The organism is Georgenia satyanarayanai (assembly GCF_009193135.1).
Lineage (GTDB): Bacteria > Actinomycetota > Actinomycetes > Actinomycetales > Actinomycetaceae > Oceanitalea > Oceanitalea satyanarayanai.
This window is the reverse complement of sequence record NZ_VUKC01000010.1, coordinates 1-19,672: the sequence shown is the minus strand read 5'-3', so window position 1 is coordinate 19,672 and position 19,672 is coordinate 1. Positions and strand designations below refer to the sequence as shown.

22 protein-coding genes and 1 riboswitch are annotated in these 19,672 nt (G+C 74.9%); of the genes, 6 read left to right on the top strand and 16 right to left on the bottom strand.

Annotation, left to right across the window (positions count from 1 at the left end):
• Nucleotides 1-105 precede the first annotated feature (105 nt).
• From GD632_RS11435 to GD632_RS11420, 4 genes are read left to right on the top strand one after another with little or no spacing between them, the layout of a single operon-like run.
• Nucleotides 106-1,044: a type 2 periplasmic-binding domain-containing protein gene (locus GD632_RS11435; protein WP_152192250.1), complete on the top strand. Its 939-nt coding sequence runs from the start codon at nucleotides 106-108 to the stop codon at nucleotides 1,042-1,044.
• The gene (locus GD632_RS11430) at nucleotides 1,041-2,528 is read left to right on the top strand and encodes a lipase family protein (protein WP_152192248.1); all 1,488 of its coding nucleotides are present in this window, start codon (nucleotides 1,041-1,043) and stop codon (nucleotides 2,526-2,528) included. The genes GD632_RS11435 and GD632_RS11430 overlap by 4 nt, the downstream gene beginning before the upstream one ends.
• Entirely contained in the window at nucleotides 2,525-2,977 is a 453-nt protein-coding gene (locus tag GD632_RS11425) for a hypothetical protein (protein WP_152192246.1), read from the top strand. Before GD632_RS11430 ends, GD632_RS11425 begins: the two co-directional genes overlap by 4 nt.
• An 18-nt stretch (nucleotides 2,978-2,995) precedes the next feature.
• On the top strand, nucleotides 2,996-3,448 hold the full coding sequence (locus tag GD632_RS11420) for a hypothetical protein (RefSeq protein ID WP_152192243.1): 453 nt from the start codon (nucleotides 2,996-2,998) through the stop codon (nucleotides 3,446-3,448).
• Between the two features lie 13 nt (nucleotides 3,449-3,461).
• On the opposite strand, the gene ddaH is transcribed toward GD632_RS11420, so the two are convergent.
• The 16 genes from ddaH to GD632_RS11340 all read right to left on the bottom strand — a co-directional run bounded on the left by ddaH (nucleotide 3,462) and on the right by GD632_RS11340 (nucleotide 17,842).
• The gene (ddaH, locus tag GD632_RS11415) at nucleotides 3,462-4,274 is read right to left on the bottom strand and encodes a dimethylargininase (RefSeq protein ID WP_405002537.1); all 813 of its coding nucleotides are present in this window, start codon (nucleotides 4,272-4,274) and stop codon (nucleotides 3,462-3,464) included.
• 84 nt (nucleotides 4,275-4,358) lie between these two features.
• Nucleotides 4,359-5,288: a universal stress protein gene (locus GD632_RS11410; protein ID WP_152192241.1), complete on the bottom strand. Its 930-nt coding sequence runs from the start codon at nucleotides 5,286-5,288 to the stop codon at nucleotides 4,359-4,361.
• 134 nt (nucleotides 5,289-5,422) lie between these two features.
• Nucleotides 5,423-6,298, bottom strand: coding sequence for a C40 family peptidase (locus GD632_RS11405; RefSeq protein ID WP_226924821.1), 876 nt, complete (start codon nucleotides 6,296-6,298; stop codon nucleotides 5,423-5,425).
• A 2-nt stretch (nucleotides 6,299-6,300) separates the two neighbouring features.
• Nucleotides 6,301-6,455: riboswitch (cyclic di-AMP (ydaO/yuaA leader) on the bottom strand.
• A gap of 176 nt (nucleotides 6,456-6,631) precedes the next feature.
• Nucleotides 6,632-7,318 (bottom strand): metal-dependent transcriptional regulator, encoded by a 687-nt coding sequence (locus GD632_RS11400; protein ID WP_152192238.1) that lies wholly within the window; start codon nucleotides 7,316-7,318, stop codon nucleotides 6,632-6,634.
• Nucleotides 7,319-7,439: 121 nt separating this feature from the next.
• Nucleotides 7,440-7,877 (bottom strand): pyrimidine dimer DNA glycosylase/endonuclease V, encoded by a 438-nt coding sequence (locus GD632_RS11395; RefSeq protein WP_152192236.1) that lies wholly within the window; start codon nucleotides 7,875-7,877, stop codon nucleotides 7,440-7,442.
• The gene (locus tag GD632_RS11390) at nucleotides 7,874-8,620 is read right to left on the bottom strand and encodes a glycosyltransferase family 2 protein (protein ID WP_226924820.1); all 747 of its coding nucleotides are present in this window, start codon (nucleotides 8,618-8,620) and stop codon (nucleotides 7,874-7,876) included. Before GD632_RS11390 ends, GD632_RS11395 begins: the two co-directional genes overlap by 4 nt.
• Entirely contained in the window at nucleotides 8,617-9,210 is a 594-nt protein-coding gene (locus tag GD632_RS11385; protein ID WP_152192234.1) for a hypothetical protein, read from the bottom strand. The genes GD632_RS11390 and GD632_RS11385 overlap by 4 nt, the downstream gene beginning before the upstream one ends.
• Nucleotides 9,210-10,088, bottom strand: coding sequence for a prenyltransferase (locus GD632_RS11380; protein WP_152192232.1), 879 nt, complete (start codon nucleotides 10,086-10,088; stop codon nucleotides 9,210-9,212). Before GD632_RS11380 ends, GD632_RS11385 begins: the two co-directional genes overlap by 1 nt.
• Nucleotides 10,085-10,405, bottom strand: a complete 321-nt coding sequence (locus GD632_RS11375; RefSeq protein WP_152192229.1) for a lycopene cyclase domain-containing protein — start codon at nucleotides 10,403-10,405, stop codon at nucleotides 10,085-10,087. The genes GD632_RS11380 and GD632_RS11375 overlap by 4 nt, the downstream gene beginning before the upstream one ends.
• Nucleotides 10,406-10,747 (bottom strand): lycopene cyclase domain-containing protein, encoded by a 342-nt coding sequence (locus GD632_RS11370; protein WP_405002536.1) that lies wholly within the window; start codon nucleotides 10,745-10,747, stop codon nucleotides 10,406-10,408. It abuts the gene before it with no gap.
• The gene (gene crtI, locus GD632_RS11365) at nucleotides 10,744-12,342 is read right to left on the bottom strand and encodes a phytoene desaturase family protein (protein WP_152192227.1); all 1,599 of its coding nucleotides are present in this window, start codon (nucleotides 12,340-12,342) and stop codon (nucleotides 10,744-10,746) included. Before crtI ends, GD632_RS11370 begins: the two co-directional genes overlap by 4 nt.
• Nucleotides 12,339-13,208 carry a phytoene/squalene synthase family protein gene (locus tag GD632_RS11360; protein ID WP_152192224.1) on the bottom strand — a complete coding sequence of 290 codons (870 nt, stop codon included), beginning with the start codon at nucleotides 13,206-13,208 and terminating at the stop codon, nucleotides 12,339-12,341. The genes crtI and GD632_RS11360 overlap by 4 nt, the downstream gene beginning before the upstream one ends.
• A complete protein-coding gene (locus tag GD632_RS11355; RefSeq protein ID WP_152192222.1) occupies nucleotides 13,205-14,251 on the bottom strand; it encodes a polyprenyl synthetase family protein in 1,047 nt (348 codons plus the stop codon). Before GD632_RS11355 ends, GD632_RS11360 begins: the two co-directional genes overlap by 4 nt.
• Nucleotides 14,248-14,799, bottom strand: a complete 552-nt coding sequence (gene idi, locus GD632_RS11350; protein WP_152192220.1) for an isopentenyl-diphosphate Delta-isomerase — start codon at nucleotides 14,797-14,799, stop codon at nucleotides 14,248-14,250. The genes GD632_RS11355 and idi overlap by 4 nt, the downstream gene beginning before the upstream one ends.
• A complete protein-coding gene (locus GD632_RS11345; RefSeq protein ID WP_152192218.1) occupies nucleotides 14,796-15,596 on the bottom strand; it encodes a tryptophan-rich sensory protein in 801 nt (266 codons plus the stop codon). The genes idi and GD632_RS11345 overlap by 4 nt, the downstream gene beginning before the upstream one ends.
• A complete protein-coding gene (locus tag GD632_RS11340; protein WP_226924819.1) occupies nucleotides 15,593-17,842 on the bottom strand; it encodes an MMPL family transporter in 2,250 nt (749 codons plus the stop codon). Before GD632_RS11340 ends, GD632_RS11345 begins: the two co-directional genes overlap by 4 nt.
• Nucleotides 17,843-17,891: 49 nt before the next feature.
• Here GD632_RS11340 and GD632_RS11335 point away from each other — a divergent pair, with 49 nt between their 5' ends.
• Nucleotides 17,892-18,404, top strand: a complete 513-nt coding sequence (locus tag GD632_RS11335) for a MarR family winged helix-turn-helix transcriptional regulator (RefSeq protein ID WP_226924818.1) — start codon at nucleotides 17,892-17,894, stop codon at nucleotides 18,402-18,404.
• 25 nt (nucleotides 18,405-18,429) lie between these two features.
• On the top strand, nucleotides 18,430-19,419 hold the full coding sequence (locus tag GD632_RS11330; RefSeq protein ID WP_152192211.1) for a citrate/2-methylcitrate synthase: 990 nt from the start codon (nucleotides 18,430-18,432) through the stop codon (nucleotides 19,417-19,419).
• Nucleotides 19,420-19,672: the final 253 nt, after the last annotated feature.

Below are 19,672 nucleotides of genomic sequence, written 5' to 3'. Positions count from 1 at the left end.
GGCTCCGCCCTTCGCAGGACCACGCGCGGCGCGGATCATCCCTGTGGCGGCGACGATGGGCACTTCTCCCCATGGTCAGCCACCCTCCGGCCCGTGAGGATGGGCGTGAGGCGCCGGCGGCTCGACCCGGCGCGCGAGGGGAGCACGATGTCCGCGCAGACGATCCAGCAGGGGCGCCAGGGCCGCAGCCGGGTGGTCCACTTCCGTCTCGACGTGGCCGAGTGGACGGTGCTGCGCCGCGCCCTCCTCTCCCGCGTGCCCGGCGGGGTGACGCCCGCCGGCTTCGCCCCCGAGGCCTTCGGGCTCGACCCGGACGAGCCGCTCACCCCCGACGAGCGCGCGCGGGCCTGGGCGAGCCTCCAGTTGCGGGGCCTGGCCACCCACACTCCCGCGCTGGACGACGTCACCGGGCTCACGCCGTCGGCCGTGCTCGGGATGCTCATGCTGCTCGAGTCCGACGTCCGCGTCGACGTCTCCTCCTGGTCGGGGGACGTCGTCGTCAACGAGGCCGTCGCGTGGAGCTCGGGGCGCACCGCCGCCCTCGCCCGCCGTCGCCGCCGGGTGCGCACCCCGGGCGGGGAGACGGTGCTCGAGCAGGAGCCCGTCGTCGAGGTCTCCCTGTCCGCGGCCGGGGGGCTGCTGGCACAGGTCATGCGCGCGCTGCCCCACCACGCGGGCGGCCGGCCCGCCGACCGCTCCCCCATCCGTGTCGGCTGGCCCGAGTCCGCCGCCATCGCCCACGCCCTGCGCCTGGGCCGGGAGGACGTCGCCCTCCACCTCGCGGGCCTGCCGGCCTCCGCGCTGGCGGTGCTCGGCGCCGTCTCCACCGAGCTCACCGGGGGCGCGTGCGTGAGCGCGGCCCGCCGTCACGACGACGGCGCCCTCGCCTTCCACGGCGTGTGGCTGTGGACGGCGGCCGACGTCGTCGAGCTGGTGGACGCGACGACCCACGGCGTCACCCTGCGCCACACCGACCTGCTGCGCGTGCGCAACGGTCTGCTCACCGCGCTGACCGGCCTCCTCCACGCCGAGGAGGTGCTGTGACCCTCACGGTCACCGGGGGCGCGGCGGGCATCCTCGCGCGCGTGGAGGACATGCGCGCGACCGCCGACGTCCTGGACGCCAAGGGCGACGCCGCCCGTGAGCTCGCCCTCCGCGTGGCCGCCGTCGCCGTCCACGACGCCGTCCTGTCCTCCCAGGTGCTCTCCCCGGTGACCGGTGGGCGGGTGCTCGCCGAGGTCGCCCGGGCGCAGCTGCCGCCGGAGGGGCTCGCGTGGGTCGCCCTCGAGTACGAGGCTGCCGCGGTCTTCCTGCGCGGCTCGGCGACCGTCTACGAGGAGACCGACGCCGCCCTCGCGCGGCTGGCCGAGCTGGGCCGGGGCGTGACGGGCGTCGTCGTCCTCAACGTCGGCCTGCTCGCCGCCGGGGGGATCGCGCTGTCCTCCCTGCTCCTCGACGCGCTGCCGGCGGACGTGGCCGACGCGCTCACCCCGGACGCCTTCGCCACGTGGGTCGAGGAGGTGGGCGAGGACCCGCTCGACACGGTGCTCGGCGGGCTCTACGACGAGCCGTGGGTGACCGACTCGATCGTCGCCGGGCTGCCGTGGGTGCTCGGTACCGAGGTGCCGCTCGTCCTCGGCGCACTCACGCCGTGGACGTTCCCGCCGGTGCCGCTGAGTTACGAGCAGGTGGTGGCGGGCGTCATCGGTGCCGGTGGCCTGCTCGGACTCCTCGCCGACGGCACGCCGGTCGTCACCCCGGACCGGGCGCCGGACGGCACCGCCGCCGACAGCCTTGCCGCCCTCTTCGGCAACATCGGCCGGCTCGGTGACGGTGAGGCCTCGGAGGTGCGGGTCACCGCCGTGCCCGACGGCGCGGGCGGCCACAGCTGGATCGTCGAGATCCCGGGCACCCAGGACTGGGCACCGGAGTCCGGCACCAACCCTTCCAACCTCGCGACCAACCTCCACCTCATGGCGGGCTACGACACCGCGATGGAGGCGGCCGTGCTCGAGGCGCTGCACCAGTCGATGAGCGAGGTCGCCGCCCAGCACGGCGTCCCCCTCGCGCAGGTGCAGGCGCAGCCGGTCACCCTCGCGGGCCACAGCCAGGGCGGGATCGTCGCCGCCGCGCTCGCGGCCGACCGGGGCAACGGCCTGCACGTCACGCAGGTCGTCACCGGTGGCTCACCGGTCGCCGGCATGGACATCCCCGACGACGTCGCCGTCCTGTCCATCGAGCACACCCAGGACCCGGTCCCCCGCCTCGACGGCAGCCCCAACCCCGGTGCGCCGGGCTGGACCACCGTCACGCGGGACGTCGACGGCGCGGACGGCGTGACCGCGGGGTCGCCGATCTCCGCCCACGGCGGCGGTGTCTACGCCGACACCGCGGCGCTCATCAGCGCCCGGGCCGCCGAGGACCCCGCCCTCGCCCTCGCGCTGCGGGGGCTGGACGAGCAGTTCGCGCAGGTGCGCGACGGTCAGGCGCAGGTCTTCCAGTACGACGTCAGGCAGGAGCACCGGTGAGGCGGCTGCTGGCCTGCTGCGCGCTCGGGCTCCTCACGCTCGTGCCGGCCTGCTCCGGCGGCGGCGCGGACACGGCGGCGCCCGCCTCCCCCGCCCCGGACCTCGCGGCCGAGAGCGACCGGCTCACCGCCGCGCTCAGCGCCCTGGACGCCGTGACGTCGGCGGAGGTCCAGGTCCGTTCCGGGGCGACGTGGGGGCAGCAGGTGGTGATCGACGCGGCGACGTCCACCACGGACCCCGCCGAGCAGCTGGCCGTGCTCGACCGGCTCGTGCACGCCGGCTGGGACACCGCCGCCTTCGTCCCCACCGACGTGAGCACGGTCCTCACCGCGCCGGGTGGCGCCGTCCTCGACGCCCGCGACCTCGGCTTCACCCACCAGGGGGCCGGCCCGACCGGCCTCTACGAGCGCTACGGGCCGCCGGCCGCCGATCCCGGCTGGCGGCCGTGACCGACCGGAAGGAGCACCGTGGGACTGGCTGAGGCACCGGAGGAGCTGCGCCTGCTCGCCGGGCAGATGGACGACGTCGCCGGGCAGGCCCGCGAGCTGGGTGCGGACCTCGTCGCCCTGCGCGAGACGAGCGGCTGGCGCTCCGCCGCCGCCGAGGAGTACCAGGCGGCGCTGCTCGACCACGCGGAGACGACGACGCGCGCCGCCGACCGGGTCGACGACGTCGCCCTGGCCCTGCGCGAGCACGCCGACGGCACGGCGCAGACCCTCGCCGCGATCGAGGCGGCGCGTGGGTTCCTCCTGTCCGCCGCCGAGGAGGCCCGCTCGGTGCTCGGCGACCTGTGGGACGGCGTCGTCGACGCGGTGACGGAGGACGCCCGGCGCGTGCTCGACGTCGTCGCGGACGCGCCGGCGTCCCCGGTCGACCTCGGGTGGCTCGAGCGCGCCCGTCAGGCAGGCTGGCCGGGCTGACGGGCGCGACAGCTCAGGCGCGGATCTCCAGCGTGCAGCACTTGGCCCCGCCGCCGCCCTTGAGCAGCTCGGAGGTGTCGATGCCGATGGGCTCGAAGCCGCGCTCGGACAGGGCCGCGGCGAGGTCGGTCGCGCGCGGGTTGTGGACGACGTGGCGGCCGTCGCTCACGCCGTTGAGCCCGAGGACGACGGCGTCGGCCTCGGTCGCGACGACGGCGTCGGGGAAGAGCCGCTCGAGCACCCGGCGGCTGCCCTCGCTGAAGGCCTCGGGGTAGTAGGCGATCTCCGTGTCCGACAGGACCATGAGGGCGGTGTCGAGGTGGTAGAACCGCGGGTCGACCAGGCGCAGGGTGATGACCGGCTTGCCGACGACCTCCTGCAGCTCGGTGTGCGAGGCGGTGGAGGTGCGGAAGCCCGTACCGGCGAGGACGTAGTCACCGACGGTGAGGATGTCACCCTCCCCCTCGTTCGTCTCGGTCGCCTCGTGCACCCGGTAGCCGTGGTCGGCGAACCACCGCGCGTAGGCGGGGCCCTCGGGCATGCGCTGGGGGTAGGTGAACTTCGCGGTGTACATGACCCCGTCGCTCACCAGCCCGCCGTTGGCGGCGTAGACCATGTCCGGCAGCCCCTCGATCGGGTCGATGAGCTCGATGCGGTGCCCGAGCCGGACGTAGGTGTCGTGGAGCTCCTGCCACTGGGCGACCGCCAGGTCCGTGTCGGTCGGCACGGTGGGGTGCATCCACGGGTTGATCTCGTAGCTCACGGTGAAGTGCGTCGGTCGGCACATGAGGAAGTGCCGAGGCGTGGCGTGGCGGGATGGCCGCACGGCAGCCCCTTTCGTGTCGGGTGTGCTTAGAGCCTAAGCACGCCCGAGGGCGCGGCAGCGAGGGCGCGCGTGACCCTCGACACGTCAGCGGCTGCGCCAGGGCACGTCTGCCGGGCCGGCCTCCTCGCGGGCGGAGCGGGCGGGCACGACCATGACCGGGCACACGGCGTGGTGGAGCACGGCCTGGCTCGTGGAGCCCATGAGCAGTCCCGCGAAGCCGCCGCGGCCCCGGGAGCCGACGACGACGAGGTCGACCGCCGTCGAGAACTCGGCGAGGAGGGCGGCCGCGTTGCCGTCCAGGGCGTGCTGGCTGATGCGCACCTCGCGGCCCTCGACGGCCCGCTCGACGGCGACGTTCAGGCCGACCTTGACGTCGGCGAGGACGTCCTCACGGTCGACGGCGGCGGGCAGCCAGGCGAGGGATCCTGAGCCGCCGCCGATCGGGACCGCGGCGACGGCGGTGAGGTGGGCGTCCCACAGGACGGCCTCGTCGACGGCGCGACGCACCGCGATGGTCGCCGACTCCGAGCCGTCGACGCCCACGACCATCCGGCGCACCGGCGTGAAGCCGGACTGCCCCTCGGGGGTGCGGGGCACGACGACGGTGGGGCAGTGGGCGTGCGCGGGCAGCGAGGAGGAGACGTTGCCGAGGAGCCGGTCGGCGAAACCGCCACCACCCCGTGTGCCGACGACGGCGAGACCCGCCTGCCGGGAGAGCTCGACGAGCACGCCGGTCGGGTCGCCGAGCTCGAGGGCGGACGTGACGTCGAGTCCGTCACCGACCCGCTCGAGGGCCTCGTCGAGGACCGCCTGCGCGCCGGCCTGGATCGCCGAGTCGTCGACGGCCGCGAAGCCGCCGTCGAGGGAGGCGACGGTGAACGCGGGGACCGCGTAGGCGCACACGACGTGGAGACGCCACCCGAGCCGGCGGGCCTCGGCAGCGGCCCAGTCGAGGGCTGCTGTGCTCGTCTCGGAACCGTCCACACCGACGATGACGACGTTCTCGCGGGGCATCTCACCCTCCAGGTCGGGAGTCGTTGCCCCCATTGTGCTCTCTCGCGCGCGGCGGGGGCGGCGCTTCGGGCGGGGACGACGACGGGCCCGCACCGGGTTCGGTGCGGGCCCGTCGGGGCAGCCGTGCTGGGGGCTCAGCCCACCCGGATGAAGGTGGGGGCGCCGCGGCCGACGTGCGAGATCGGACCGGCCTGCAGGGGCTTGGAGGGGTTGCGGGCGGCGATGTGCTGGCCGTCGCCCAGGTAGATCCCGATGTGGCCGGGCCACCACACGAGGTCACCGGGTCGCGCCTCGGAGGCCGAGACGACGGTCCCGGCGCCGGCCTGCGCGCTGGAGCCGCGCGGGATGCTGATGCCGGCCTGCTGGAAGACGTACCAGGTGAAGCCGGAGCAGTCGAAGCCGGACGGGCTGGAGCCGCCCCACACGTACGGGGTGCCGACGTAGCGGAAGGCGATGTCGACGATGGCGTTGCCCGAGGCGGCCGGCGCGGGGGCGGCCTGGGTGACGCTCTCCTCCGCGACAGCGGCGGAGGAGGACGAGGACGAGGACGCAGACGCGGTCGCACCGCTGCGGGACGCCGTCTCGGTCGAGCGCGCGGCGGCCAGGGCCTGCGCCTCGGCGGCGGCGGCAGCCTCCGCGGCGGCCTCCTCCGCGGCGATGTGCTCGGCGATCGGGTCGGAGTCCTCGGCGAGGGTGGTCTTCGGCGGCGTCGCCGCCACGGCCACGTCCGCGACGGCGAACTCGACGTCGGCGGGCACGGAGACGGTCGGGTTGACCGTCAGGGCCGTGCGCGCCTGGCTCGAGAGGGCCGAGACGTCGACCTGCGGGAGGGAGGAACCCTCCGGCGCGGCGACGGCGGTGCTGGCCGCCATGGTGAGCGCGAGACCCGAGGACGCGGCGACGAGCATGCCACGGCGGGCTGCCGGGCCGGCGACGGCCTGGCCGAGCGCGGTGAGTGGGGTGGTGGGACGGCACGCTGCACGGTGGCGCCCAGGCGTAGTGACGGTCACGAACTGCCTCTCCTGTGTTGCCGACGAGGTGAGCTGTCGGGTTCGGGTGGGAGTTCACCCGGCCCGCCCTCTCGGACGGGCTTCACCCCTAGGGGCCGACCGGAGCCGACCGCCACTACCTGGTTCCCCCGCCCCTGCCGACGGACATTCTTGGGACCACGGGCGGCGGCAGGGTTGGGCTCCGTCCATGGGCTCTTCACTGGAGGGCGTGAGGAGCGAGTCGGACACTACCTGAGCGCCTCGCCAATTGTCACGTTCCGGTTACGACGGATGTGACCGGCGTGTCGCGACTCACACCTGTGGGGCAGGGAGAACCGCGGACTTCCGCGGTTTTCAGGCGTCGACGAAGAGGTGTCGCGTGACGTCCACGGCGACGTCGAGGACGAGCTCGGAGCCGTCGGCCTGGAGGGAGACGAAGCCGGCGCCGCGCTGCACGTTGAGCCGGGAGCCGGGACGCACCCCGGCCTCGGAGAAGCGGGCGAGCAGCTCGACGTCCACCTGGAGCGGCTCGCCGATGCGCCGCAGGACCACCTCGGTGTCCTGGCCGTCGACGACGGCGGCCAGCGGCTGCAGCGGCGGGTCGACGGGCGCCAGGCTGTGCTCGCCGAGCTCGGCGAGACCGGGGATGGGGTTGCCGTACGGGTCGTGGTGGGGGTGGTCGAGGAGCGCGACGAGGCGGTGCTCGACCTGCTCGCTCATGACGTGCTCCCAGCGGCACGCCTCCTCGTGGACGTACTCCCAGTCCAGGCCGATGACGTCGGTGAGCAGCCGCTCGGCGAGGCGGTGCTTGCGCATGACCTGGGTGGCCCGCTCGTGCCCGCGGTCGGACAGGCGGATGCGGCGGGCCTCCTCGAGGTGGAGCAGCCCGTCGCGCTCCATGCGGGCGACCGTCTGGGACACCGTCGGGCCGGAGTGGCCGAGGCGCTCGGCGATGCGTGCCCGCATGGGCACCACGCCCTCCTCCTCCAGCTCGTAGACCGTCTTGAGGTACATCTCGGTGGTGTCGATCAGGTCACTCATACGTTGCTGCCCATCTCTCGCTCCTTCCCCCGAGGATAGGCCGAGCCGCTCGAGCCCGTGGCCGTCCCGGGGCCGAGGTCACCGCAGCCGTCGCGGCACCCACCCGGGGGTGGGTGGGGCGCTAGGTCTTCTCCCACGGCTCCACCGGGCCGGGGACGGGGACGAAGAGGGGGTGGACGGCGACGTCGGTGACGTCGCGGACCAGGGCGTGGCGGTCCGGGCTGCGCTCGGCCAGCTTCGCGAGCAGGTGTGCCCACTCGTAGGCGACCTGCCCCTCGGTCACCGGGACACGCGCGACGGCGTCGAGGGTGACAGGGCGGTCGATACGGGTGCGGTCGAAGCGGTAGCCCCGCTCGTCGGCCTCGACGGCGAGCACCCCGAGGTAGGCGCAGACCGTCGCGACCGGGTCCGCCGTCGCCCGGAAGCGGACGAGCTGGCTGTGGCCCCGGTAGCCCTTGGTCCGCCCCGCGAGCACCGCCTGCGCGAGCAGCGTCTCGCGCCAGCACGCGACGAGCCCCTGCCGGTCGAGGTAGCGCGGGTGGACCGACCAGACCCTCATGCCGCCCCGCCCCGCGCGGGCAGCCCCAGGCGCACCGCCCACCTCGTCCAGGGCGGGGCCACCCGCCAGTTGACGGCCAGCGTGCGGAAGGCCCGCCGGAAGCGGCGCCGCAGCTGCGACAGGCCCACGAGGCTGCGCGCCGAGACGCCGACGACGATCGACCGGTCCAGCCGCACCTGCCGGCGCGGCCCGAGCGCGAAGGCGAGGTCGAGGTCGTCGTGGAGCTCGGCGTCGTCGTCGTGGACGGCGGCGCGCACGGCGAGCCAGCTCGAGCGGCGCACCGCCATGCTCGAGCCCCACAGCGCGTGGTGGCCGAGGGCGAGGTAGCACAGCCCGTAGTAGGCGCCGAGGTAGACGGCGGACACGAGCCGGCCGGTCCGCGGCAGCTCGTAGAAGCTCCCGACCCCGGTGACGGCGTCCCGTCGCGGGTCGACCATCGCGGCGGTGATGCGTTCGAGCCAGTCCGGGCCCGGCAGGGAGTCGGCGTCGAGACGGGCGATGAGGTCACCGCGGGCGGCGTCGTAGCCGGCGGCGGCCGCCATGGGGATCCCGCGCCGCGGCTCGGTGACGACACGCGCGCCGAGCCGGCGGGCGACCTCCGCGGTCGCGTCGCGCGAGCCGTTGTCGACGACGACGACCTCCAGCGGCGCCACCGTCTGCCGCCCCAGGGCGCCCAGGCAGCGCGCGAGGGCCGGCGCGTCGTCGAGCGCCGGGATGACGACGCTCACGCTCAGCGGGCTCACCGCGCCCACCGGGCCACGAGGACCCCGGCGACGGCGGACCCCACCCCGCCGGCGGTGAGGTCACCGATGGTGTCGCCGTAGTACACGTAGACGGAGTCGTCGATGTAGGTGAACCCGGCCCACTCGGCGATCTCCCACAGCACCCCGAGGGTCATGCCCGCGCTCGCCGTCGTCAGCGCGACCCCGGCGCGCCCCGCCCGGGTGGCCGGGTCGGCGAGCAGCCCGCGGCGCAGCATGACGATCCCGAGCGCCGCGGCGACGAGCCCGTTGACGAACAGGTGAGCCGGCACGTCGACCCAGGGCACCGACTCGTACATCCCGACGGCGCTGGCCCAGCCCGCGGCGACGAGCGCGGCGCCGAGCAGCGCCTGGAGGGTGGCGGGCAGGAAGAGCACCCGGGCGAGCGTGACACCGCCGAGCACGAGAGCTGCCACCGCCGCGGCGACGACGTCGACCGCGAGCGCCGCCGGGACGCTGAGCGCGGCGAGCACCGCGACGGCCTGCGCCGCGGCCCGTGCGGGACGGGGCCCGGGGACGGTGAGCAGGACGCCGGCGGGCGTGGTGGGGCGCGGCTCGTGCACGTCGGGCATCAGCGGGTCCAGGCGATGGCGATGAGCAGCTGGGTGACGAGGAAGCCGGTGCCGAGGTTGAACCAGATGAACCGGCGCCACCCCGCGTTGGCCTCCTCGCATCGCGCGTCGGGCAGCGACCAGAACGGCGCGACGGACACGATGTAGGGCACGACGAGGACGGCGGCCAGCGCCCCCGGCCACCCGGTCCACAGCACGGCCACCCCGGCCGCGGCGTACAGCAGGACGGCCAGGCGGGTCGTGCGGGCCGCCCCGAGCCACGTCGCGACGGAGGAGATGCCGGCCTCGCGGTCCGCGGTGACGTCCTGGACCGCGCCGAAGGCGTGGGAGGCCATGCCCCAGAGGAAGAAGGCGACGAGTGCCGCGAGCGCCGCGCCCTCCGGGGAGCCGCCCGCGAGGACGAGCCCGAGGACCGCGGGGCTGACGAAGTGGGTGCTCGAGGTGAGCGAGTCGAGGACCGGGCGCTCCTTGAACCGCAGGACGGGCGCCGAGTACGCGATGACGGCGAGGACGCTGACGGCGAGCACCGCCGTGGATGCCGCCGAGCCGAGAAGGACGAGGGCGACGACGAAGGGCGCGTTGCTCAGCACCGAGGCCCAGATGGTCGTGCGGTGCCAGCGACGGTCGAGGACGATCCCCTCGATGCTGCCCTTGCGGGGGTTGCGCAGGTCCGACTCGTAGTCGAAGACGTCGTTGACCCCGTACATGAGGAGGTTGTAGGGGATGAGGAAGTACAGCGTCCCGACGACGAGCGCGACGTCCACGCCGCCGCCGGCCATGAGGTAGGCCGCCGCGAAGGGGTAGGCGGTGTTGATCCAGCTGACGGGCCGGGAGGAGCCGAGGAGCTGGCGCAGCGCGCTCGTCGCGGTCGCGGTCACGCCCGCTCCTCCTCGGTCCGGCGGGGGCGCAGCAGCTCCCACAGCGCGGGCAGGAGCAGCACCGAGGCGAGCGGCCAGGCGAGGTCCTCGACCGGCGCGAGGAGGAGCCGCACCCCGGTGAGCTGGTCGTCGTCGTAGCGGAAGAGGTCGGCGGCGATCATGAGGCTGTCGAAGACGACCGTGAGGACGAGCAGGACCACGAGCGAGAGGGCGGTCGCCGCCCACCACTGCCGGCCGAGCCGCCGCACCCGGGTGGCGACGACGGCGGTGACGAGGACGGGGACGAGGAACAGGCCCGCCAGCAGGACGTAGCTCACTCAGCCCACCTCCGCCGTCGTCGTCCGGCGCGAGCGCAGGAGCAGGAGGACCAGGCCGTGGAGCACCAGGGTGAGGTAGCAGAGGAAGGTGACGAAGACGAGCTCCTCCAGGGGCAGCTCGGGGGCGAGCATGATGCCGGTCATCGCCTCGCTCTCCCCGCGGTGGTAGAAGCCGGCGGCGATCGCGGCGACGTCCCACAGGAGGAAGAACACGACGCCGAGGGCGAGGACGAGCGCGCCGCGGCGGGCGTCGGCCCACAGGACGAGCCGGAAGCGGGCGTCGAGCAGGGCCATGCAGCCGAGCGGGACGAGCAGCGCCGCGAGGTAGGCGAGAGCGATCACGAGGCCCACAGTGCCATCTCGGCGCGTACCCGGTCACGAACGATCTCCGCGCTGATGAGGCACATCGGCAGGCCGATGCCCGGGATGGTGCTCGCGCCGGCGTAGTACAGGCCGCGCACCTTCCGCGAGGCGTTGCCCGGCCGGAAGAAGGCGCTCTGCCGCAGCGTGTGCGCCGGGCCGAGCATGCCCCCGCGCCAGGAGCCGAGGTCCGCGGCGAAGTCCCCCGGCCCCACCGTCCGGCGGACGCGGATCCGGTCCCGCAGGTCCGGGATCCCGGTCCACGAGGCGAGCTGGTCGATCGCGGCGTCGGCGATGTCCTCGACGGCGCGGTCCCCGCCGCCGTCGAGACCGCCGCGCCCGATGGACGGGTCGGCCGGGACCGGGACGAGGATGAAGACGTTCTCCGCGTCGGCGGGCGCGACGCTCGGGTCGGTGCGTGAGGGCGTGCACACGTAGGCGGAGGCGGGCCGCGGCACCCGGTTCTCGCGGATGTCGCGAAAGTTGCGGTCCCAGTCCTCGGTGAAGAGCAGGGTGTGGTGGGGCAGCTGGGGCAGGCGGCCGTCCACGCCGAGGTAGACGAGCACGCCGCCGGGGCCGGGGTCGCGGCGTTCCCACCAGCGGGCGGGGCGCTCACGGACGGCGGGCGGGAGCAGCTCGGTCTCCACGTGGTGGAGGTCCGCCGCCGCGACGACGACGTCGGCACGCACCCGGTGCTCACCACCGGCGGCGTCGCGGTAGCGGACCCCGCTCACGCGGGAGCGCGGACCGCGCCGGCCGCGCGCCGCCGACTCCGTCGTCACGGCGGTGACCGTGGCGCCGGTGCGGACGGTGACCCCCTGCTCCTCGGCCAGGCCCGCGACCGCCTCGATGAGCCGGGCGAAGCCCCCCTGGGGGTACTGGACACCGCCGGTGAGGTCGAGGGCGCTCATGAGGTGATACATGCTCGGCGTGCGGTCGGGCGAGGAGCCGAGGAACACCGCGGGGTAGCCGAGGATCTGGCGCAGCCGGCGGTCGGTGAAGCTCGCGGCGACGTGTGCCTTGAGCGAGCGGCCCAGGAGCGGCAGCAGCCGGTGCGCCTGGCGCACCACGTCCGGCACGGCCAGGTCCCGCCACGAGGTGAAGCTCGTGTAGAGGAAGTGGCGCAGCGCCATGTCGTAGGTCTCCTGCGCCGTGTCGAGGTACCGGTCGAGCCGCTGCCCGGCGCCCGGCTCGACCCGCTCGAAGGCCGCGAGGTTCGCCGCGCGGTCCGGCAGCACGTCGAGCGGCTCGGTGTGGCCCTCGTAGAACACCCGGTAGGCGGGGTCGAGGGTGACGAGGTCGAGCTGCTCGGCGCTCGAGCTGCCGAGGAGCCCGAAGAACCGGTCGAAGACCTCGGGCATGAGGTACCAGGACGGACCGGTGTCGAAACGGAAGCCCGCGGCGCTCCAGCTGCCCGCACGCCCACCGAGCTCCTCGCGCTGCTCGAGGAGCTGCACCCGGAAACCGTCGCGGGCGAGCAGCGCGGCCGTCGCGAGCCCGGAGATCCCGCCCCCGACGACGACGGCGGTGGGCGCGTCGGCGCCAGCGGCCCTGCCGGGCGCGGGCTCGGCGGTCATCGACGTCCTCCCGTGAGGGTCCCGCGCATGACGATCCGGGCCTTGACCGGGTCGGGGACCCGCACCCGCTCCAGCCGGATCTGCGCCGCGGGCGTCTCCCGCAGCCGCCGGGACAGCTCGCTGAACAGGCCGTGGGCCACCCGCACGGCGCGGCGGCTGCTCGGGGGCAGCTGCACCAGCGCGGCCTCGGCGGCGGCGAGGTCGGCGTCGATGTCGTCGAGGAGCGCGTCGCGCTGCGCGTCGCTGAAGGCGGCCGGGTCCAGGCCGGGGAAGTACGTGCGTCCCAGGGCGTCGTGGTCCTGGCCGAGGTCGCGCAGGAAGTTCACCTTCTGGAAGGCGGCACCCAGGCGGCCGGCACCGGGGGCGAGACGCTCGTAGGTGGCGTCGTCGCCGTCGACGAACACGCGCAGGCACATGAGGCCGACGACCTCGGCCGAGCCGTGGACGTACTCGGCGAGGCTGGCCGCGTCGTGCGCGTCGACGGACAGGTCCGCCCGCATCGAGGCGAAGAACGGGGTGATGAGCTCGGGTCCGATCCCGTAGCGGCGGGCGGTGCGGGCGAAGGCGTGGACGACGAGGTTGGCGCTGCGGCCGCTGCCCAGCGCCTGCCCGGTGTCCTCCTCGAGCGCGTCGAGCATGGCACCGCGGTCGGCGGTGGACCAGGACTGGTCGGGGTCGTCGACGATCTCGTCCGCCACCCGCACGAGCGCGTAGATGTTGCGCACGTGCTCCCGGTCCCCGGGCGCGAGCAGGCGGCACGCCCAGCCGAAGGACGTCGAGTACGTGTCGATGACGACGGCGGCGCTGCGGCTGGCGACGTCGTCGTACCGGGAGGCCGCGGCGGGCCGGCGGGACACCCTGCTCACGCCGCCCTCGCCCCGCGCGCGACGGTGCGGGCCCACTCGTCCAGGAGCGCCGCCTCGGGCAGGTGCGCGACGGCCTCGCGCGCCTCGCGGTCGAGGTCCGCGGCGAGGCCCTCGACGTAGGCGCGCGCGCCGCACTCCTCCAGGAGCGTGCGCACCCGGGCGGCGTCGGCGTCCTCGATCACGCCGGAGACGAGGTAGGGGTGGATGTGGGCCCACGCGGGTGTCGTGCGGGCGAAGGCGATGAGCGGGGTGCACTTGCCCTCGCGGAGGTCGGAGACCGTGCTCTTCCCGGTGGCCGACTCCTCCCCGAACATGCCGTCGAGGTCGTCGCGCAGCTGGTAGCCGATGCCGAGGAGGCGGGCGAAGCGGGTGAGCGCGGACTCGTGCTCGGCGTCCGCCCCGCCGAGGACGGCGGCCAGCTGGAGGGGCAGCTCGAAGGAGTACACCGCCGTCTTCTGGTGCTCCATCGAGATGACCGCCGGGATGTCGGCCTCGCCGTCGAGGCTGAGGCGTACGTCGGTGAGCTCCCCGGCGGCGCTCAGGTGGAGGGCGCGGTCGAGGAGGTCGAGCATCCGCCCGACGGTGGCCGGGGGCGCGCCGCACAGCGCGAGGGCACGCACGGCACCGGCGAGGGCGAGGTCGCCCGCGAGGATCGCCGCGCTCTGGCCGTAGTGGGCGGCACGCTCGGCGTCGTGGCCCCGCTCGCGCGCGTCGGCCGCGAAGGTGCCGACGACGTTGGGTCGCCCGCGCCGGACCGTGTCGCCGTCGATGACGTCGTCATGGACGACGAGCGCGGTGTGGAGGAGCTCGAGGGCGGCACCGACCCGGGCGGCGACATCGGCCTGCCGACCGCCCAGGGCGAGGTAGACGCTGTGGAAGAGCATGGGCCGCAGCCGCTTGCCGCCGTCCGAGGCGTCCCGGAGCGCGGCCCACAGCCGGGCGTGCTCCGTACCCGCGAGGTGGCGGGAGCCGTCGGCGAAGAAGCCGGCGATCGCGGCCTCCACCGGGGCGGTGTCCACCGTCTCGCGCGGCGGGGCGCTCATCCGGAGCTCTCCGGCAGGTGGCCGGCGGCCACGAGACGCTCGACCTGCGCGACCATCCACGGGCTGAGGGCCCACGGCGCGACCTCGACGGTCTGCACGGCCTCGCGGGGGTCGACCCACGCGTGCTCGGCGACCTCGTCCGGGTTGGGCTCCGGCTCCTGGGTGGTCGTGGCGACGAAGACGGGGCAGATCTCGTTCTCGACGACGCCGGACGCGTCGACGGCACGGTAGCGGAAGTCGGGGACCGCGGGACGCACGTCGCTCACCTCGAGACCGAGCTCGTGCCGGGCGTGGCGGGCGATCGCCTCGGAGAGGTCCTCCCCCGGCCGCGGGTGCCCGCAGAAGGAGTTGGTCCACACCCCCGGCCAGGTCTTCTTGCTCAGCGCGCGGCGGGTGAGCAGGAGCCGGCCGCTCGCGTCGGTGAGGTAGCAGGAGAAGGCGAGGTGGAGGGGTGTCTCCGTGGTGTGCACGGTCGGCCGCGGGGCGGTGCCGATGGCCGTGCCGTCCTCGGCCAGCAGCGTCACCAGGTCCTCGGTCGAGGTGGTCATGTCGTGGTCTCCTGTCTTCCGACTCGTGTGTCCAGTCCCGTGCGCAGCCGCACGACGATCGTGACGACGGCGACGACGGCGGCGGCCGTCACCGCCGTCGCAGCGGTGGTGGTCGACTCGGGCGCACCGGAGGTGCGGGCCACGGCGATCCAGCTCAGTCCCCACACGATGGTGGCGGCGGGCGCGAGGCGCCCGCGGCCGACGAGGGCGAGGGCAGTCCCGATGACGGCGACGGCCGCGAGCACGCCGACCGCCCACCACTCGGGGGCGCCACCGCCGGTGAAGCCGCTGTCGAGCAGCGCGGCGGCGATGTTGGCGCAGGTCGCCACGCTCACCCAGCCGAGGTAGAGCCCCATGGTGCCGTCCGCGACCAGCGCCTCCACCCGGCTGCGCGGCGGGACCGCGAGCAGCCGCTGGAAGGTCAGTGCGAGCACGGCGAGCAGGGCGACGATGACGACGACGCTCCACCACACCCGGCCGGCCTGCACGGTGAGGATCCACGCCGCGTTGAGGACGAGCGAGGCGACGACGGGCCACGCGATCCGGCGGCGGTCGGCGCGGTCCCACCACTGCCACAGCGTGTACAGGCCCAGGCCGGCGTAGATGACGCTCCACACGGAGAACGCCGGGGAGTCCGGGGCCAGGTGCGTGGAGTCGGCGGCGAGCACCCCACCGGCAGCCTCCGCGATCGGGGTGCCGCCGAAGAGGCCGACCCCGATCAGCGAGCCGACGACGCACACGACGTAGGCGACGGTCACGGCGACGTGGCGCACGAGCGCCGAGCGGTCCTCCCTCATGCGCTGCTCCCCACCGCCGTCGTCGTCGCGGCCGCGGTCGAGTCGTCCTCGTCCTCGGGCACGCGGGCCTTCCAGGGCCACCATACGGTCCGGCCGATGTCGTAGACGAGCCCGGAGACGAGGAGGCTGCGGACGATGAAGGTGTCGATGAGGACGCCGACGGCGACGATGAAGGCGAGCTGGACGAGGAAGAGCAGCGGGATGACGACGAGCGCGCCGAAGGTGGCCGCCAGCACGAGGCCGGCGGAGGTGATGACGCCACCGGTCATCGTCAGACCCCGGCGCACGCCGCCGCGGGTGCCGTGCTCGAGGGACTCCTCGCGGACGCGGGTCATGAGGAAGATCGAGTAGTCGATGCTCAGCGCGACGAGGAAGACGAAGCCGAACAGCGGGACGGAGGCGTCCGCGCCGGGGAAGTCGAAGACGTGGTTGAAGAAGATCGCCGACAGTCCCAGCGTGGCCGCGAAGGAGAGCACGTTGACGGCGAGGATGAGCAACGGGGCGACGATGGCGCGCAGCAGGATGACGAGCATGACGAAGATGACCGCGAGGACGAGCGGGACGATGGTCCGCAGATCCTGCTCGGCCGTCTCCTGGGTGTCCAGGCGCTGGGCGGCGGCCCCGCCGACGAGGGCGTCGGGGTCGACGTCGCGGATCGCCTCGCGGACGTCACCGGCCACGACCGTGGCCTCCTGGCTCTCCGACGTCGCGCTCGTCGCGGCCTGGATCTCGACCTGTCCGTCGACGACGACGGGGGCGTCGTCCTCACCGGTGACGACCTGCGCGCTCGCGACGCCCTCGACCCCCTCGATGACCTCGACGGCGTCCTCGGCGGTCTCCTCGGCGGTGATGACGACGAGCGGCTGGACCTGGCCGGCGTCGAAGTGCTCGACGAGCACGTCCTGGCCCTCGACCGCCTCGGTCGGGTTGAGGAAGACGTCCCCCTCCCCGGTGCCCTCGGCCTGGAGGGTGGGGAGGAAGGCGGCGAGCGCGAGGAGGGCGACGGCGGTCGTGCCCCAGATGACGCGGGGGCGCCGGGCGACCGCCGCGGCGATGCGGCCCCACAGGCGCGAGGAGTCCTCCGCGGCCGGGGAGGCGTCGGGCCGGTACTGCGGCCTGCGCGGCCAGAACAGCGCGCGGGAGCGGCTTCCCGCGACGAGGAGCAGCGCCGGCAGCAGGGTGAGGGCGCCGAGCACGGCGGCGGCGATGCCGATCGAGCCGACCGGGCCGAGGCTCGCGTTGGAGCCGAGGTCCGACAGCAGCAGGCACAGGAGGCCGGCGATGACGGTGCCGGCGGAGGCGAGCACGGGGGGCACCGAGGCGCGCCACGCCCGGGCCATCGCCCGGCGCGGCTCGGCGTTGCGGGTGAGCTCCTCGCGGTAGCGGGCGACGAGGAGCAGGGAGTAGTCGGTGGCCGCCCCGATGACGAGGATCGAGAGGATGCCCTGGCTCTGGCCGTTGAGGAGGATCGTGCCGTTCCCGGCGAGCGGCTTGATGACGAGGGCGGCGGCGCACAGGGAGAACACGGAGGTGAGCAGCACCGTGAAGGGCAGCAGCGGGGAGCGGTAGACGATGACGAGGATGACGAGCACGACGACGAGCGCGACGAGGAGCAGGACGCCGTCGATCCCGCCGAACGCCGCACCGAGGTCGGAGACGAAGCCGGCGGGACCCGTCACCCAGGTGTCGAGGTCGGCGCCGGCGAGCGTGTCCGCCGCGAGCTCGCGCAGCTCGGCGACGACGACGTTGCCGGTCCGCTCCCCCGTGTCGCCGAGGTTCTCCTCGGCGCTGTCGCCGTTGATGGAGACGGGCAGCAGGAGCGCCTCGCCGTCCTCGGCGGGGATGACCGGCACGGGTCCCTCGAGGACGTCACCGAGGGCCCGGCCGTCGGGCAGCTCCAGCTCGGGCACCTGCTGGGCGAACTCCTCGGCCGCGGCGAGCTGCTCGGGGGCGAGCGCGCCCCCGCCGGAGGGGGTGGCGACGAGCAGCGCGGGGAGGGGCTGGTCGCCCGCGAACTCCTCGGCGAGCGCGTCGGCACGGGTGGACTCCGCGCTCGACGGGAGGAAGGCCGCCTGGTCGTTGGTCTGCACCTCCGACAGGGAGCCCTGCGCCATGCCGCCCAGCCCGCCGACGGCGAGCCAGGCGACAAGGACGCCGAGCGTGAGGAGCGCGCGGAGAACTGCGCCGCGACGGCCGCCGGACTTACGGTGACTGGGGCCCTGGTGGCCACCCTTAACACTAAGCACGCTTAGCAATATGATCGAACGGCCCACTGCGCGCAACCGGAAGGACACCGTGACAGACCGAGAGCGGGACAGCTCAGCGGGCACCGGGGACGAGTCGACCGGGATGCGCGGCATGGCGTTCCCCCCACCGGAGACCTGGCCCACGGGCAGGTTGCTGTCCGCGGCGGCCCGTCGCGTCGAGCGCGCCTGGGACGCCTACCTGGGCCAGTGGGGGCTCACGCATGCGTCGGTGCCGGTGCTCGTCGTCCTCGCGCGCGGCTCGCTGTCCCAGCGCGAGATCGCGGCGCACATGCACGTGACCGAGCAGACGATCGGCCGGGTGCTGCGTGGCCTGCAGGCCAGCGGCCACATCACCCGGGCCCCGCACCCCGGGGACCGCCGGCGGCACGTCGTCGCGCTGACGAAGGAGGGACGCGACGCGCTCACCGCCCTCGACCACGCACAGTCGGTCGAGGCCCTCATCGGCAGCTCGCTCACGGCGAGCGAGACGGCCCAGCTGCGCTCCCTCCTCATCAGGATGCTCGCCGACCTCCCGGCGGGCGAGGACACGGACCGGACCTGACCGCGGAGCCCCTACGATCGGCGTGATGCAGACCACGCCGAACCCGCCGATCTACTCCCTGGGAGCCGGGGACGAGCCGCACTACCGCGGCCGTCCCCTCTCCAGGCTGCTCGACCGGCACCTGGAGTCGGTGTGGGGACTGCTCGTCGACGGCGAGGAGTCCCCCGCGCTACCACCGGCGGAACCCTTCCCGCTGCCCGTGCGCACGGGAGACACCCGGGTGGACGTCCAGAGCGCCATCGCCCAGCTCGCGCCCGTGTGGGGGTTCCGTCCCCTGCTCGACATCACGCCCAAGCGCGCCCGCGAGGACCTCGCCCGCGCGTCCGTCCTCGCCCTGTCCTTCGTCGCCCAGTCGGCCCGCGGGTCGGACCTCGCGATGGTCCCGCAGCGGGAGGTCGAGCAGGGCCGCTCGTCGGCCGAGCGCTTCCTCATCCGGTGGAGCGGCCACGCCGAGCCCGACCACGCACGCGCGCTGGACGCCCTGTGGACGGTGGTCGCGGAGGACGGCCCCGACTCCCCTTCGACCCGGATCGCCATCACCGCCGCGCGCACGGGGGCGGACGTCGGCGCGTGCCTCGCCGGAGCCGTCTCCGGCGTCAGCGGCCCGCTGGAGGCGGGCGCCGCCGCGCGGGCACGCCGCGTGGCGGAGCGGGTGCACGACGGCCTGGCGCCCACGACCGCCGTCACCGACGCGTTGCGGGAGCACGCCATGGTGCCCGGGCTGGGGCCGCGGCACGAGGACTCGCGTGCCGCCCTGCTGCGGGAGGTGTGCCGCCGGCTCGGTGTGCGCCTCTACTCCGCGGGCCGGGCCATCGAGGAGGCCGGGCGCGAGCTCCTCGCCGAGACCACGGGGCGGCCCGCCACCGCCGACGTCCACTTCTGGGGCGCGCTCCTGCTCGACCACATCGGCTTCGAGGCCCGGCTCTTCAACGCGCTCATCATCTGCGGCCGCACCGCCGGCTGGTCCGCCCACATCCTCGAGGCCCAGCGCTCCCTGCGCCCCTCCCCCCCCTGACCCACCCGCCCCCCCCACCCGCCCCCCCGAGGTGGGGGGGGGGGGGGGGGGGGGGGGGGCCCGGGGGGGGCGGCGGGGGGGGGGGGGGCGCGGGGGGGGGGGGGCCCTCCGCCCCCCCCCCCCCCCCGCCCCCGCGTCTACTCGGCGGACCGGACCAGGACGCCGTAGCCCGCCTCTTGCAGGGCCGTGACGACCTCGTGGCAGTGCGCCGTGCCCTTCGTCTCGACCTCGACGCCGATCCGCACCTCGGCCA